Consider the following 15,524-nt stretch of genomic DNA (forward strand, 5'->3'; position numbering starts at 1 on the left):
TCAGGAGCTCCATCATGATCGGATTGGTTCGTGCGGCCGCAATTTGCGCCACGCTGGCGCTCGGTCTGGTGAGCGCCCAGGCTGCCGACAAGGCCTTCAGGCGCGACGATCTCGCCGATTCCGCGATCAAGCTGGAGGCGCAGATCAAAAGCGAGGCGGGCGCCGTCAACAAGTCGGCGGCGACCTTGCGCACCGATGCGGACGCGGCATTCAAGCGCAATGATTTCCGCGGCGGGCTCACGATCCTCGGCCAGATCGCGGCAACCGCGCCCGAGGACGGCGCCAACTGGCTGCGGCTTGCCAAGACCGTGTTCCAGATCCGCTCGGCAAGCTCCAGCGAGCAGACCTTCCTGATGGAGCGCGCCTCCACCGCCGCCTACATCGCCTATCAGCGCGCCGGCAATGCCGGCGAGGAGGCCGACGCGCTGGCCGTGCTCGGCAGGGCGTTCGCCGAGCGCAAGCTGTGGCGGCCGGCGCTGGATTCGCTGCGGCTGTCGCTCGACCTGCGCGAGGTCGCCGATGTGCGGGGCCAGTACGAGAAGATGCGCGACGAGCACGGCTTCCGGCTGCTCGATTATACCGTCGATTCCGACGCGGCCTCGCCGCGCGCCTGTTTCCAGTTCTCCGAGGAGCTCGCCAAGCGCGTCGACTTCGCGCCGTATCTCGCACTGGCCGGCACCGACAAGCCGGCTTTGTCGGCGGAAGGCCAGCAGCTCTGCGTCGACGGGCTGAAGCACGGCGAGCGCTACAACATCAATTTGCGTGCCGGCCTGCCTTCGACCGTCAAGGAGACCCTGCCGAAATCGGCCGAGTTCAACATCTATGTCCGTGACCGCAAGCCGTTCGTGCGGTTCACCGGGCGCGCCTATGTGCTGCCGCGGACCGGGCAACGCGGTATCCCGGTGGTCAGCGTCAACACGCCGGCGGTCACGGTCGACGTGTTCCGGATCGGCGATCGCAATCTGATCAACACCGTGATCGATTCTGACTTCCAGAGCACGTTGAGCCGCTACCAGCTCTCCGATCTCGGCGGCCAGCGCGGCGTCAAGGTGTGGTCCGGCGAGCTCACCACCGCCACCACGCTGAACCAGGACGTCGTGACGGCATTTCCGGTCGACCAGGCGCTCGGCGATCTGCAACCGGGCGTCTACGTCATGACCGCCGCGGCCAAGGGGCCGGGCAGCGGCGACGATGATGGCACGCTGGCGACGCAATGGTTCATCGTGTCCGACATGGGCCTGTCGGCGTTCTCCGGTAACGACGGTATCCACGTCTTCGTCAACTCGCTGGCCTCGACCGAAGCGGTCGCCAATGCCGAAGTGAAGCTGGTCGCGCGCAACAACGAGATCCTGGCTACCCGCAAGACCGATGCGGCGGGCCATGTGCTGTTTGAGCAGGGGCTGGCGCGCGGCGAGGGCGGGCTGTCGCCGGCGCTGCTGACGGTGACGGGCGAGAAGGCCGACTATGCCTTTCTGAGCCTGAAGACCAATGCCTTCGACCTCACCGACCGTGGCGTCGCGGGCCGTACGATCCCGGCCGGCGCGGACGCCTTCGTCTATGCCGAGCGCGGCGTCTACCGCTCCAACGAGACCGTCTATCTGACGGCGTTGTTGCGTGACGGACAGGGCAACGCCCTGACCGGAACGCCGCTGACCATGGTGATCGAGCGGCCCGACGGCGTCGAATTCCGCCGCACCGTGCTGCCCGACCAGGGCGCCGGCGGCCGGACGCTGGCGGTGGCGCTGAACTCCGCGGTGCCGACCGGCACCTGGCGGGCGCGAGTCTTCACCGATCCAAAGGGCTCGTCGGTCGGCGAGACCACCTTCATGGTCGAGGATTACATCCCCGAACGAATCGAATTCGACCTGACTAGCAAGGAGAAGGTGATCAAAGCTGAAGTTCCAGTGGAACTTCAGGTCTCCGGCCACTTCCTCTATGGCGCGCCGGCCTCGGGCCTGCAGCTCGAAGGCGACATGCTGGTCGCCCCCGCTGCGAACGGCCGGCCCGGCTATGCCGGCTACCAGTTCGGCGTCGACGACGAGCAGACCGCGAGCAACGAGCGCACCCCGATCGAGGACCTGCCGGAGGCCGATGCCAACGGCGCGGCGACCTTCCCGGTGAAGCTCGACAAGGTCCCGGCCTCGACCCGGCCGCAGGAGGCGCAGATCTTCATCCGTATGGCGGAGAGCGGCGGCCGCTCGGTCGAGCGCAAGATCGTGCTGCCGGTGGCTCCGGCCGCCTCGCTGATCGGCATCAAGCCGCTGTTCGGCGACAAGAGCGTGGCCGAGGGCGATAAGGCCGAGTTCGACGTCGTGTTCGTCGCACCCGACGGCAAGCAGCTGCCGCGGAGCGCGCTGCGCTACGAGCTGTTGAAGCTGGAGTCGCGTTACCAATGGTACCGGCAGAATTCGTCCTGGCAGTATGAGCCGGTCAAATCGACCCGCCGCGTTGCCGACGGCGACGTCAACCTCGCCGCCGACAAGCCGATGCGGTTGAGCCTCCAGCCGCAACCCGGCCGCTACCGGCTCGACGTGAAATCGACCGACGCCGACGGCCCGGTGACCTCGGTGCAGTTCGATGTCGGCTGGTATTCCGACGGCAGCGCCGACACACCCGATCTGTTGGAAACCTCGATCGACAAGCCGGAATATTCCTCGGGTGACACCATGACGGTGTCGGTCAATGCGCGCACCGCGGGCAAGCTCACGGTCTATGTGCTCGGCGACCGCCTGCTGACGACCCAAAGCGTCGACGTCAAGGAGGGCACCCAGCAGGTCAAGCTCCCGGTCGGCAAGGACTGGGGCACCGGCGCCTATGTCATGACGACGCTGCGCCGCCCGCTCGATGCCGCCGCCGGGCGTATGCCGGGCCGCGCGATCGGGCTGAAATGGTTCGGCATCGACAAGAAGACCCGCACGCTCGCCGTCGAGCTGTCGCCGCCCGCATTGGTGCGGCCCGGCACCACGCTGAAGATTCCGGTCAAACTCGGCGGGCTCAATCCCGGCGAGGACGCCAAGGTGGTGCTGGCCGCGGTCGATGTCGGCATTCTCAATCTGACCAACTACAAGCCGCCGGCGCCGGACGACTACTATCTCGGCCAGCGCCGTCTGACCGCCGAGATCCGCGACCTCTACGGCCAACTGATCGACGGCATGCAGGGCACGCGTGGCCAGATCCGCAGCGGCGGCGATGCCGCCGGTGCCGAGCTGCAGGGCTCGCCGCCGACACAGAAGCCGCTGGCGCTTTATTCCGGCATCGTCACGGTCGGTCCCGACGGCACGGCGGAAGTCAGCTTCGACATCCCCGAATTCGCCGGCACCGCGCGGGTGATGGCGGTGGCGTGGAGCGCCACCAAGCTCGGCCGCGCCAATGTTGACGTGACGGTGCGCGATCCCGTGGTGGTGACCGCCACCTTGCCGCGCTTCCTGCTGACCGGTGACAAGGGCACCATCAGCATGGATATCGACAATGTCGAAGGCGCCGCTGGCGACTACAAAGTCAGCGTCAAGGCGAGCGGCCCGATCAAGGCCTCGGGCAATCCGACGACAACGGTGAAGCTCGCCGCCAAGCAACGCAGTTCGCTGTCGCTCGGCCTCGAGGCCGGCGGCGCAGGTCGCGCCGAGTTCGACGTCGACATATCAGGGCCGAACGGGCTGACGCTGGCGCGGCACTATGCGCTCGACGTCAAGCCGGCCACGCAAGTGCTGGCGCGCCGCTCGATCCGCACGCTGGCGAAGGGCGAGAGCCTGACGCTGACCTCGGACATGTTCTCCGATCTGGTGCCGGGTACCGGCAGCGTCTCGGTCTCCGCGAGCCTGTCGACCGCGCTCGATGCGGCGAGCATCCTGAAGGCGCTCGATCGCTATCCCTATGGCTGCTCCGAGCAGATCACGAGCCGCGCGCTGCCGCTGCTCTACGTCAACGATCTCGCCGCCGGCGCCCATCTGGCGATGGACACCGCGGTCGACCAGCGCATCCGTGACGCGATCGAGCGTTTGCTGGCGCGACAAGGCTCCAACGGTTCGTTCGGGCTGTGGTCGGCGGGCGGCGATGACGCCTGGCTTGACGCCTACGTCACCGATTTCCTGACCCGCGCCCGCGAAAAGGGCTTTGCGGTGCCGGACGTGCTGTTCAAGAACGCGCTCGACCGCGTCAGGAACTCGGTGGTCAATGCCAACGAGCCCGAGAAGGACGGCGGCCGCGATCTGGCCTACGGCCTCTATGTGCTCGCGCGCAACGGCGCAGCTCCGATCGGCGATCTGCGCTATCTCGCCGACACCAAGTTGAACAATCTGGCGACGCCGATCTCCAAGGCGCAGCTTGCCGCCGCGCTGGCGCTGGTCGGCGACAAGGCGAGGGCGGAGCGGGTCTACGGTGCCGCGCTCGATGCGCTGAACCCGAAACCGGTGATCGAGTTCGGCCGGGTCGATTACGGCTCGGCGCTGCGCGATGCGGCGGCGCTGGTCTCGCTTGCCGGCGAGGGCAACGCACCGCGCACCACGCTGACGCAAGCCGTGCTCCGCGTCGAAGCGGCGCGGGGCCTTTCGTCCTACACCTCGACGCAGGAGAATGCGTGGATGGTGCTGGCGGCGCGCGCGCTCGCCAAGGAGACGCTGGCGCTCGACATCAACGGCCAGCCGGTCAAGACCGCGGTCTATCGCAGCTACAAGGCCGAGGAGATGACGGGCCAGCCGCTCAAGATCACCAACACCGGCGATGCACCGGTGCAGGCGGTGATCTCGGTGTCGGGCTCGCCGGTGACCCCGGAGCCCGCGGCCTCCAACGGCTTCAAGATCGAGCGCAGCTATTTCACGCTCGACGGCAAGCCGGCCGACGTCACCAAGGCGAAACAGAACGACCGCTTCGCGGTTGTCCTGAAGGTGACGGAAGCCAAGCCGGAGTTCGGTCACATCATGGTCGCCGACTATCTGCCGGCCGGGCTTGAGATCGACAATCCGAACCTGGTGTCGTCAGGTGATTCCGGCACGCTCGATTGGATCGAGGATGGCGTCGAACCGAAGAACACCGAGTTCCGCGACGACCGCTTCACCGCGGCGATCGACCGCGGCGCCAACGACAAGTCGGTGTTCACGGTCGCCTATGTCGTGCGCGCGGTGTCGCCGGGCAAATACGTGCTGCCGCAGGCCTATGTAGAGGACATGTACAACCCCTCGCGCTACGGCCGCAGCGGCACCGGTGCTGTCGAGGTGAAGCCGGCGAAATGAGTGGAATGTTGAGGACAGCACCGTTACGCGGGTCGCGCTGGCGACGGATCAGGCCAATCCTGGCGATCTGTGCCGTCGCGACGCTGGTTGCAGCCGGCGCCTTCGCCGCCTGGGTCGTGTCGCTCGGGCCGCTGCCGCTCGCCGGGGCGCAGCAGGTCTCGACCACGGTGGTCGACCGCAACGGCAAGCTGTTGCGCGCCTATGCGATGGCGGATGGACGCTGGCGGCTTCCGGTTGACGCCAGGGCATCGGTCGATCCCACCTATCTGAAGCTGTTGTTCGCCTATGAGGACAAGCGCTTCTACGAGCATCACGGTATCGATCCGCTGGCGCTGTCGCGCGCGGGCTTCCAGCTGCTCACAAGCGGCCATATCGTCTCGGGCGGCTCGACGATCACGATGCAGCTGGCGCGGCTGATCGAGCCGCGGCACCAGCGCTCGGTCTACGCCAAGCTGCGCCAGATGGTGCGCGCGGTCGAATTGGAGCGGCAGCTCTCGAAGGACCAGATCCTCGATCTCTATCTCGCGCTGGCGCCGTTCGGCGGCAATCTCGAGGGCGTCCGCGCCGCCTCGATCGCCTATTTCGGCAAGGAGCCGAAGCGGCTCTCGCTCGCCGAGGCTGCACTGCTGGTGGCGTTGCCGCAATCGCCGGAGCGGCGGCGGCTCGATCGTTATCCGGAAGCCGCCCATGCCGCGCGTGACCGCGTGCTCGACCGCATGGTCGAGGACGGCGTGGTGTCGAAGGACGATGCCGCGCAGGCAAGGGCTGCGGCGGTGCCGAAGCTGCGCAAGCAGATCCCGATCCTGGCGCCGCATTCCTCCGATCAGGCGATCGCGACGGTGAAGGATACCCCCGTCATCAAGCTGACGCTGGACGCGACGCTGCAACGGAACCTGGAGGCGCTGGCGCGCGATCGCGCCATCGCGCAGGGGCCTGACGTCTCGGTTGCGATCGTCGTGGTCGACAATGAGACCGGCGACGTGCTCGCGCGCGTTGGCTCCGCGGATTATTTCGACGAGCGGCGGGCCGGGCAGGTCGACATGACCCGCGCGGTGCGCTCGCCGGGCTCGACCTTGAAGCCATTCATCTATGGCCTCGCCTTCGAGGACGGCTTTGTCCATCCCGACAGTCTGATCGAGGATCGGCCGATCCGGTTCGGTACCTATGCGCCGGAAAATTTCGACATGACGTTCCAGGGCACGGTGCCGATCCGCAAGGCGCTGCAATTGTCGCTGAACGTGCCGGCGATCGCGCTGCTCGACCGGGTCGGCGCCAGCCGGCTGTCGTCGCGGCTGAAGCAGGCCGGCACCAATCTCGTGCTGCCGAAGGACGAGGCACCGGGACTTGCGATGGGGCTCGGCGGCGTCGGCGTCACGCTGCAGGATCTCGCCCAGCTCTATTCGGGCCTGGCGCGGCTCGGTGCGACCAAGCCGCTGCGTGAGATCATGCAGGACAATGACAGCCGCGACACGATGCGGCTGATGGATCAGGCGGCGGCCTGGCAGGTCGGCAATGTCCTGCTCGGCACGCCGCCGCCGGAGAACGGCGTGCACAACCGGATCGCGTTCAAGACCGGCACCAGCTACGGCTATCGCGATGCCTGGTCGGTCGGCTTCGACGGTCGCATCACCATCGGCGTCTGGGTCGGCCGTCCGGACGGCGCGCCGGTGCCGGGCCTGGTCGGCCGCACGGCGGCGGCGCCGATCCTGTTCGATGCCTTTGCGCGCACCGGGAAAATCCCGGCGGCGTTGCCGAAGCCGCCGCGGGGCGTGCTGGTCGCCTCCAATGCGAAACTGCCGCCGCCGCTGCGCCGGTTCCGGCCGCTCGGTGAACTGGTCCGCAGCGGCAACGACCAGGCGCCACACATCCAGTTTCCGCTGAACGGCTCACGCATCGACGTCGATCAGTCCGAGGGCGGCCGTCTGGCGGCGATGCCGGTCAAGGTCGCCGGCGGCGTGTTGCCGCTGACGGTACTCGTGAACGGTGTTTCAGCCGGGGACATCGACAGCCGGCGCCAGCGCCTGATCGACCCGCCCGGGCCGGGCTTCGCGCGGCTCACCGTGATCGACGCCACGGGGGCAGCGGATACCGTTGTGATCCGCGTGCAATGATCGCGCGGGAAAGCGGAGCGGCAGGGTTGGAAAGCGGAACAGCACGGTTGTTTGCGCTGCGGTTTCATCGTATGCGAAACCCATGGTGGATGGCCTCCAACCCCGGCGCTTTGGAGCAGGGCAACAGTCTGTAAAACCTGCGCATTCGAGCCGCAGGCTGTTCATGGCGTTCGAGTTCGCAACGGCCAGCCAATGGCGTTCGATCCTGTTCCTGACGCTGGCTTGTCTTGTCCTGTTCCTGCCGGGCTTCTTCACCATCCCGCCGGTTGACCGCGACGAGGTGCGCTTCGCCCAGGCGACCAAGCAGATGGTCGAGAGCGGCGATTTCGTCGACATCCGCTTCCAGGACGACGTCCGCTACAAGAAACCGGTCGGCATCTACTGGATGCAGGCGGCGGCGCTGAAGACGATCTCCGCGCTCGGGGTGCCGCGCGCCCAGGTCCGCATCTGGGTCTACCGCCTGCCGTCCCTGATCGGCGCCATCGGCGCCGTTTTGCTGACCTATTGGACGGCGCTTGCCTTCGTGACGCGACAGGGGGCGGCGCTGGCCGCCTTGATGATGGCAAGCTGCGTGCTGCTTGGGGTCGAGGCACGGCTCGCCAAGACCGACGCCATGCTGCTGCTGACGGTCACCGCGGCGATGGGCGCGATGGCGCGCGTGTACCTGTCCTGGCAGCGCGGCGAGGATCCGGCGCATCCATCATGGGCCCCGCCTGCGATCTTCTGGACGGCGCTGGCGGTCGGCATCCTGCTCAAGGGTCCGCTGATCCTGATGTTCGTCGGCCTTGCCATGGCCGGGCTTGCGATACTCGATCGATCGGCGGCCTGGTTCTGGCGCATGCGCCCGGTCTGGGGCCTGATGTGGACCCTGGTGCTGGTGCTACCGTGGTTCGTGCTGATCTTCCTGCGCGCCGGCGAAACCTTCTTTGCCGACTCGGTCGGCGGCGACATGCTGAGCAAGCTTGGTGCGCAGGAATCCCACGGCGCGCCGCCCGGAATCTATCTGCTGCTGTTCTGGGTCACGTTCTGGCCTAGTGCACCGCTCGCAGGCCTGGCGGCACCGGCGGTCTGGCGCGCGCGACGCGAGCCCGGCGCCCAGTTCCTGCTGGCCTGGCTGATCCCGTCCTGGATCGTGTTTGAGGCGGTGCTGACCAAGCTGCCGCACTACGTGCTGCCGCTCTATCCGGCGATCGCGATCCTGACCGTCGGCGCGCTGGAGCGGCGCGTGCTGTCGCGCTCCCCCTGGCTGCTGCGCGGCGCCGCGTGGTGGTTCGCGATCCCCGCGTTCGGTGCGGTGCTGGTGATCGTCGGCGCCATCAAGGCGATCCATCAGCCGGTGTTTCCGGCCTGGCCGCTGTTCGCCGGCGCAATGATATTCGGCCTGATCGCGTGGTGGATGTTCGAGGACAGCCGTGCCGAGCGCTCGCTGCTCAATGCGGTGATCGCCGCGGCGCTGATGGCGGGCGCGACCTATGGCGTGGTGCTGCCGCGGCTCACCACCGTGTTTCCGAGCCAGGAGGTCGCGCGCGCGCTGCGCAACGTGACCTGTGTCGGCCCGAAAGCGGCGGCCGCCGGCTTCCACGAGCCGAGCCTGGTATTCATGACCGATACGTCGACGCTGCTCACCGACGGATCGGGTGCCGCGGATTTCCTCGGGCAGGGCTCCTGCCGTTTCGCACTGGTCGAGCAGCGCTCGGAGCGCGCCTTCGTGCAGCGCGCCGAGGCGATTGGCCTGCGCTACAACGCGCCGGTGCGCGTCGAGGGCTACAACATCTCGCAGGGCAAGGCGGTCTCGATCGCGATCTTCCGTTCCGAGGGGACGGAGTGACATGCCGGCGCCGCCTGTCCCCGCGGAATCCGCCAACTATTTCGGACGATTGCTGACGCTGGTCTGGCTGTCGTTTGCCCAGCTCGCGCGGTCGCCGTCGCATTCGCGCCGGGCCGAGGCGGCGCGCCGCTCCGCGCGCCACGTACTCCTGCTCGTCGTCGTCGTTGGCGCCGTGATCATCACGCTGATGTATGCGGTCGATGTCGCCGAGATCAGCCTGATGCCGCCACGCGGCACGCCTGGTCTCTGGTGGGTGAAGATCCTCACCGATTTCGGCAAGGACGAGTATGTGCTGTGCGCGCTTGGCCTGCTGCTGATTGCGGTCGCGTTGGCGGCACCTGCGCTGCGCAGCGTGCCGCGCGCGACCTTGCTCGGCTTTGGGACGAGGCTGCAGTACCTGTTCCTGTCGGTCGCGCTGTCGGTGGCGGTGGGCGAACTGATCAAGTGGATCGTCGGCCGCGGGCGGCCGTTCGTCGGCGGCAAGGCCAATGCGTTCAACTTCCAGCACTTCGCCGGCACCGAGGCCTATTCGAGCTTTCCGTCGGGACATTCGATCACCGCGTTTGCATTGGCTTTCGCCGTAGCGGCGGTGTGGCCACGCGCACGGGGCGCGATGCTGGTCTATGCGCTGATCATCGTCGCGACGCGGCTTGTGCTGCTCGCCCATCATCCGAGCGACGTGGTGGCCGGCGCGCTGGTCGGCGTGATCGGCGCAATGGCCGTGCGCTACTGGTTCGCCGCCCGCCGCCTTGGTTTCGCCATTGATCGCGACGGCACGGTCGTGGCCCTTCCCGGCCCCTCGGAAGGACGTCTCAAAAGGGTTGCGGGGAGCGCTTTCGCCCCATAAAAGCGGTCGCCCGGCGGCCGGATCGGGCGGGTTCCAGCCGCGAACCCCACATCAACCACGAGTGCCGAATTGCCTGTTTCCGACCAGACGCCGGTCGCCGTTTCCATCGTCGTGCCCGTGCGCAACGAGGCGGATAATATCGCGCCGCTGATCGCCGAGATCGCGGCCGCGCTCGACGGACGCTGGGCCTACGAGATCGTCTACGTCAATGACGGCTCGACGGACTCAACCGGCGAACGGCTGAGCGCGATCATGGCGCATCGGCCCAACCTCCGGCAGCTCCGCCACGCGGTCTCGTCGGGCCAGTCGGCCGCCGTGCGCAGCGGCGTGCGCGCCGCACGCGGGGCGATCGTGGCGACGCTCGACGGTGACGGCCAGAACAATCCGGCGTTCCTGCCAAACCTGATCGCGGCGATCGAGAGCGGCAACGGCCGGGTCGGCCTCGCTGCCGGCCAGCGCGTCGGACGCAAGGACACCGGCTTCAAGAAGCTGCAATCGCGAATCGCCAACGCCGTGCGCGGCATCATCCTGCGCGACGGCACCCGCGACACCGGCTGCGGCCTGAAGGCGTTTCCGCGCGAGGTGTTTCTGGCGATGCCCTATTTCGACGGGCTGCATCGTTTTCTTCCGGCGCTGGTCCGCCGCGAGGGGCTGGCGATCGCCTATGTCGATGTCGTGGACCGCCCGCGCCATTCCGGCGCGTCGAACTATGGATTCTTCGACCGGCTCTGGATCGGGATCATGGATCTCGCGGGCGTGTGGTGGCTGATCCGCCGCAAGAAGCCGACGCCGGTGGTCACTGAAGTGGCCGATGTCGCCGAAGTGCCAAATGTCACCGAGGTGAAGTGATGTTGATTCAATACGGCCAGGCGCTGAGCGCCTATCTCTACGACGTGTTCATCGCCAAATTCGACTTCTGGCTGGCGTTCGGCCTGATCGCGCAATTGTTCTTCACCGCGCGCTTCCTGGTGCAGTGGATTTCCAGCGAACGCGCCGGGCAGAGCGTGGTGCCAATGGCGTTCTGGTTCTTCTCGATGGGCGGCGGCCTGATGACGCTGGTCTACGGTCTCGCCAAGCGCGAGCCCGTCATCATCATCGGGCAGGGCCTCGCGACGCTGATCTACATCCGCAACATCATGCTGATCGTGAAGAATCGCGGCAGGGCGTCGAAGACGCTCGAGAACTGATCCGCGTCATCGTTAGTGCGACGAGCGGTATGCTGGGCTTCCCCGGCAGTCTCGACTGATTCCAGCATCAGGTCCGCTCGGCATCAATTGTGACCGAAGCTGAACGACGGTCAAACAATCGCCCCAAGGCGCATGGCATCTACGCTTCGTCGTGGGCGTGGCCGAATCCCGAGATCATGCGCCATGGGATGAGGGACGTTGATGACCGGCCGTGGCGAACCGACCAGAGCGGGTGGTCATCCATCGAGCGTCCACGATGTCCCGCTGCTTGACGCGCCGCCGCTGGCCGGCGAGCGCGGCCCGCCGGACCGGCGCGCTGTCAGTATCCGCTGGATGGCGGGGACGGTTCTGATCGGGGCTGCGGCCGTCGCGCTGCTGGGTGGCGCGCTTCGCGGCACATTTGGCTATCGCACGCGATTCGCGGCATCGCCGGTCGTTTCACTTCCGCCCGCCACGGGGCAGGTGGTCGACGAGGCGCGGCGCGGCGATCGTCTCGATCGGAGGCAAGGCACCCAAGGCAGTCCCGCGGCGCTCAAGATCGAGCAGCTCAGCGATGCGGGCTCGGTCCGCCGGTTTACCCGCGTCTCGGCGCGGCTCGCGGAGATCGATCCCGAACCACAGCAGGACCATCGTCGCGAAGCACCGGCAGACGGCAAGGACGAGCAGCGCGCGAATTCGCAACTGCTGCCGGAGCTGCCAGCGATCATACGGGCAGGTCCATCGCGGCGCGGGCTGCCGGTCGGCACCAGCGCCTATGCTGCCAGTGAAGATGCGCCGCAGCCGCCTGCGCCAATCGGCGAGGCTGTCAACGTCACCAACCTTCCGAAGTCGCCTTCCTCATCCGGTCACCATCGACATGTGATCATCGCGCGGGCCGGTGACACGCTATCCGCCATTCTGCGGGCGTTGGCCGCGGCTGCGGAGGACGCTCCGGCGATCCTTGCCGCTTTCCCGTCGCCTGGCGGTCACGAGATGCTGGCTGGTGGCGAGAAGATCACGATCATCGAACAGGACGGAGACACCGGTTCGCTCCGCGGCCATGTCGCGAAAGTGTCGATCGAGCGGCCGGGCTCCAGAGTGTCCGCGGTCGGTCGCACCGATAGCGGACGGTATCAGGCGATCGTGCCGGAACAGCCAGATGTCGCGGCGTCGAACGGCAAATTGTTGCGCCAGTCGATCGATACCCACGCCGTCCCCGGCGAGACGCTGCGTGACGGCCTTGGCGCGCTTGCACGCTCCAATCACGTCGACGAGGGGATCGTTGCCGAGTTGATGCGGCTTTGCGGCCGCGATTTCGACCTCGACGAGCCGCTCGGCGACGCCGACGTCGCCAACATCATCTATGCTCCCAACGACATCGGCCAGCCGGAGCTGGTCTTCATCGATCTGGCGGCCGGCGGGCAGGCACGCCGCTACTATCGCTTCACGGCGCCGGACGACGGCAGCTCCGATTTCTACGATGAGGATGGTCAGTCCATCACCAAATTCCTGCTGCGCAAGCCGGTGGTCAGCGGGCGCCTCGGCGACGGCTTTGGCTGGCGCATCCATCCGATCCTCGGCGACCGCCGCTTCCATGAGGGCGTCGATTTTGCGGCACCCTATGGCTCGCCGATCGCGGCCGCGGGCGCCGGCGTCGTCGAGACCGAAGGGTATGAGCGCGGCTACGGGAAATATATCCGCGTGTTGCACGATCGCGGCTACGAGACCACCTATGCCCACATCGCGAGCGTCCCACCGGGGCTCAAGATCGGAGACCGGGTTCGTCAGGGCGAGACGATTGCCTATGTCGGATCGACCGGGCTCTCGACCGGACCGCATCTCTATTATGAGGTGCGGATCAACGGCCGCAACGTCGATCCGCTGCGGATGAAATTGTCAGGCGGCCGGCTGCTGCAAGGCGATCTCCTTGCAGCGTTCGATCGCCAGCGCGACAGCATCGACCAGCTCGCGGCTGCCTCGGCGCCTCCACGGCGAAACGTCGGCACCGAACATCGGCCGCCGACGTAGCCTGGAAGGGCACCTTTGATCAAGGCCGCCCGTGCGCCGGAAGTTCGGCCGTATCAACTGCATTCTCGCGATCGGCGGCGGTCTCGCCTGTGGCATCGAGCACGGGATAGGCGACCGAGCAGATGTGCGAATGGATGCGGCGAAGGTCGCGCAGCACGTCGAGATGCAGCGAGGTGGTCTCGATGGTCTCGGGCCGGCCTTCGCGCAGGCGCACGAGATGCCGCTCGACGGCGGCAAGCTCGGCTGCGCGCAGCGCGGCCTTCTCGGTGAGCAGCTTGCGCGCCTCATTGGCGTCGCCCGACATGAACACGCCGAACGCGATCCGCAGCGAGTCGATGGTGCGCTTGTGGAACGCCGACAATTCCTCGGCGCCTTCGGCCGAGAATTGCAGGCGATGCTTGATCTTCTTGGTCGCGAGCTCGCTCAGATTCTTGTCGACGATGTCGCCGATATGCTCGAGATTGATCGCGAATGCGACGATCTCCATGGCGCGCTGACCCTCGCGCTCGTCGAGGCTGCCGCGGGTGAGCTTCGTGACGTAAAGCTTGATCGCCTCGTTCAGCCGGTCGACGGTGTTGTCCATCTTCGACACCTGGTCGACCAGCGCGCGATCGTTGGTCATCATCGCCGCCATCACCTTGCGCAGCATCGCCTCGGTGTGGTCGCCCATATGCAGCACTTCGCGGGCGGCATCGGCCAGCGCGAGCGACGGCGTCTCCAGCGCGCTCTCGTCGAGATAGCGCGGCCGTGACGGATCGGTCTCCTGCGCCCGCTTGGGCAACAGCCGCTCGAGCAGGCGCGCCATGTGGTCGAGCACGCCGATGAACAGCAGCGCCGTCGCGACGTTGAAGGCGATGTGGAACAGGGCGGTCGCCTTGGCGAGATCGGGCTGCCAGGCAAAAATATGCTCGGTGATCGGGCGCAGGAACGGCAGCACCAGCAGGATGCCGACGACCCTGTTGACGAGGTTGCCGACCGGCAGCCGGTAGCTCGCCGGATTGTCGCGCCGCGCGCCTTCCAGCAATGGATTGATGGCGCTGCCGAGATTGGCGCCGAGCACGAGCGCGAACGCGGCATAGGGCGAGATGAACTGCGAATAGGCCAGCGACATCACCAGCAGCACGCTGGCGACGCTGGAATGGACCAGCCAGGTCACGACGGCGCCGATCAGGATGCAGAGCACGGGATCGCCGGTGATCGCGTTCAGGAACACGCGCACGCCCGGGGCATTCTCGGCCGGCGCCATCGTGTCGAGCAGGATATGCAGCGCGAGCAGCATCAGGCCGAGGCCGATCGAGACGCGGCCGAGATCCTTGATCCGTGAGCGCGGCCCGCTGCGGAATGCGACGAGGCCGGTGATGAACAGCACCGGCGCCACGGCTGCGACGTTGAACGACAGCACCTGCACGATCAGCGTGGTGCCGATATTGGCGCCGAGCATGATCGCAAGCGCCGGCACCAGGCTGACGATCTCCTCGGCGGCGAAGGAACTGGTGATCAGGGCGGTCGCGGTCGAGCTCTGGAGCAGGGCGGTCAGGCCGAGGCCGGCGCCAAGGGCGGTGAAGCGGTTGTTCAGCGCCCTCGCCAGCAACAGCCGCAAATCGGGTCCGAAGGCCCGCAGAATTCCGCTGTGGACCATGTGCAGGCCCCACAGCAGGAGCGCGACGCCCCCCATCAGATCAAGCAGAACAAGACTTCCCATACTTCCTGGATATCCCGGCAAATTCGAGTCGAAGGGTTCACGCTATCGACAAATGACCTTGGATCAACCCCTTTTTGTTCCCGTTGGAACCGACCGGCGGCGAGGGCCGGTAATGAAAGAGGCCGCCAATAGAGGCACCGGGGTCAGTGGCAACCTGGGGCCGGCATCATGGTTCAACGGTGACGAGACGCGCCCGGTAAATGAATCTCCAACGTGACCATTCAATTGCGATTGGTTCCGCTAGGCAGTTTCCAATCTTTCCCCGTTATGACGGTACGAACGAGAGAGCTGTCCAGCCGAGAAGCTATCCAGAAAAGGGCTTGGGGATCAGGATGTTTGTCAATCGCCGCAAGAGCGAACGCCGTGAGTGCCGGAGCGTCGCCAAAATTCAGCTGGGCACAGGGTCGTTGCCGCGCGACTGCATGATCACCGATATCTCGGCCGGCGGCGTCAAGGTGATCGCTGAATATCTGGAGATTCCGCCGGAGTTCACCATTATCCTGTCGAGCGGCAGTCCGCGCCAGTGCCGCCTGGCCTGGCGGATCGGGCACGAGTTCGGCGCCCAGTTCGTCGACTGATCCGGCCACACGCTGGCCGTGCGCGCGTCATCCGGCACC

At 66.7% G+C, this 15,524-nt stretch carries 9 protein-coding genes; 8 read left to right on the plus strand and 1 reads right to left on the minus strand.

Features of this window, described 5'->3' with window-relative positions; translation table 11 throughout:
* The first annotated feature begins 14 nt into the window (after positions 1–14).
* The 7 genes from XH92_RS23645 (at position 15) to XH92_RS23675 (ending at position 13,205) form a co-directional block, all read left to right on the plus strand.
* Entirely contained in the window at positions 15–5,225 is a 5,211-nt protein-coding gene (locus XH92_RS23645; protein WP_194454249.1) for an alpha-2-macroglobulin, read from the plus strand.
* A complete protein-coding gene (pbpC, locus tag XH92_RS23650; RefSeq protein WP_194454250.1) occupies positions 5,222–7,336 on the plus strand; it encodes a penicillin-binding protein 1C in 2,115 nt (704 codons plus the stop codon). The genes XH92_RS23645 and pbpC overlap by 4 nt, the downstream gene beginning before the upstream one ends.
* Positions 7,337–7,499: 163 nt before the next feature.
* Positions 7,500–9,164 carry a glycosyltransferase family 39 protein gene (locus XH92_RS23655; protein WP_194454251.1) on the plus strand — a complete coding sequence of 555 codons (1,665 nt, stop codon included), beginning with the start codon at positions 7,500–7,502 and terminating at the stop codon, positions 9,162–9,164.
* 1 nt (position 9,165) lies between these two features.
* Positions 9,166–10,011, plus strand: a complete 846-nt coding sequence (locus tag XH92_RS23660) for a phosphatase PAP2 family protein (protein WP_194454252.1) — start codon at positions 9,166–9,168, stop codon at positions 10,009–10,011.
* A 69-nt stretch (positions 10,012–10,080) separates the two neighbouring features.
* The gene (locus tag XH92_RS23665; protein ID WP_194454253.1) at positions 10,081–10,860 is read left to right on the plus strand and encodes a glycosyltransferase family 2 protein; all 780 of its coding nucleotides are present in this window, start codon (positions 10,081–10,083) and stop codon (positions 10,858–10,860) included.
* Positions 10,860–11,198 carry a lipid-A-disaccharide synthase N-terminal domain-containing protein gene (locus XH92_RS23670; protein WP_194454254.1) on the plus strand — a complete coding sequence of 113 codons (339 nt, stop codon included), beginning with the start codon at positions 10,860–10,862 and terminating at the stop codon, positions 11,196–11,198. Before XH92_RS23665 ends, XH92_RS23670 begins: the two co-directional genes overlap by 1 nt.
* Positions 11,199–11,399: 201 nt before the next feature.
* Positions 11,400–13,205 carry a M23 family metallopeptidase gene (locus tag XH92_RS23675; protein ID WP_194454255.1) on the plus strand — a complete coding sequence of 602 codons (1,806 nt, stop codon included), beginning with the start codon at positions 11,400–11,402 and terminating at the stop codon, positions 13,203–13,205.
* 19 nt (positions 13,206–13,224) lie between these two features.
* Here the strand turns inward: XH92_RS23675 and XH92_RS23680 are convergent, their stop codons facing one another.
* A complete protein-coding gene (locus tag XH92_RS23680; RefSeq protein WP_194454256.1) occupies positions 13,225–14,907 on the minus strand; it encodes a Na/Pi cotransporter family protein in 1,683 nt (560 codons plus the stop codon).
* 332 nt (positions 14,908–15,239) lie between these two features.
* On the opposite strand from XH92_RS23680, the gene XH92_RS23685 reads away from it, so the two are divergent.
* Positions 15,240–15,485: a PilZ domain-containing protein gene (locus XH92_RS23685; RefSeq protein ID WP_021079298.1), complete on the plus strand. Its 246-nt coding sequence runs from the start codon at positions 15,240–15,242 to the stop codon at positions 15,483–15,485.
* Positions 15,486–15,524: the final 39 nt, after the last annotated feature.

It is taken from the genome of Bradyrhizobium sp. CCBAU 53421 (assembly GCF_015291625.1).
Classification (GTDB): domain Bacteria; phylum Pseudomonadota; class Alphaproteobacteria; order Rhizobiales; family Xanthobacteraceae; genus Bradyrhizobium.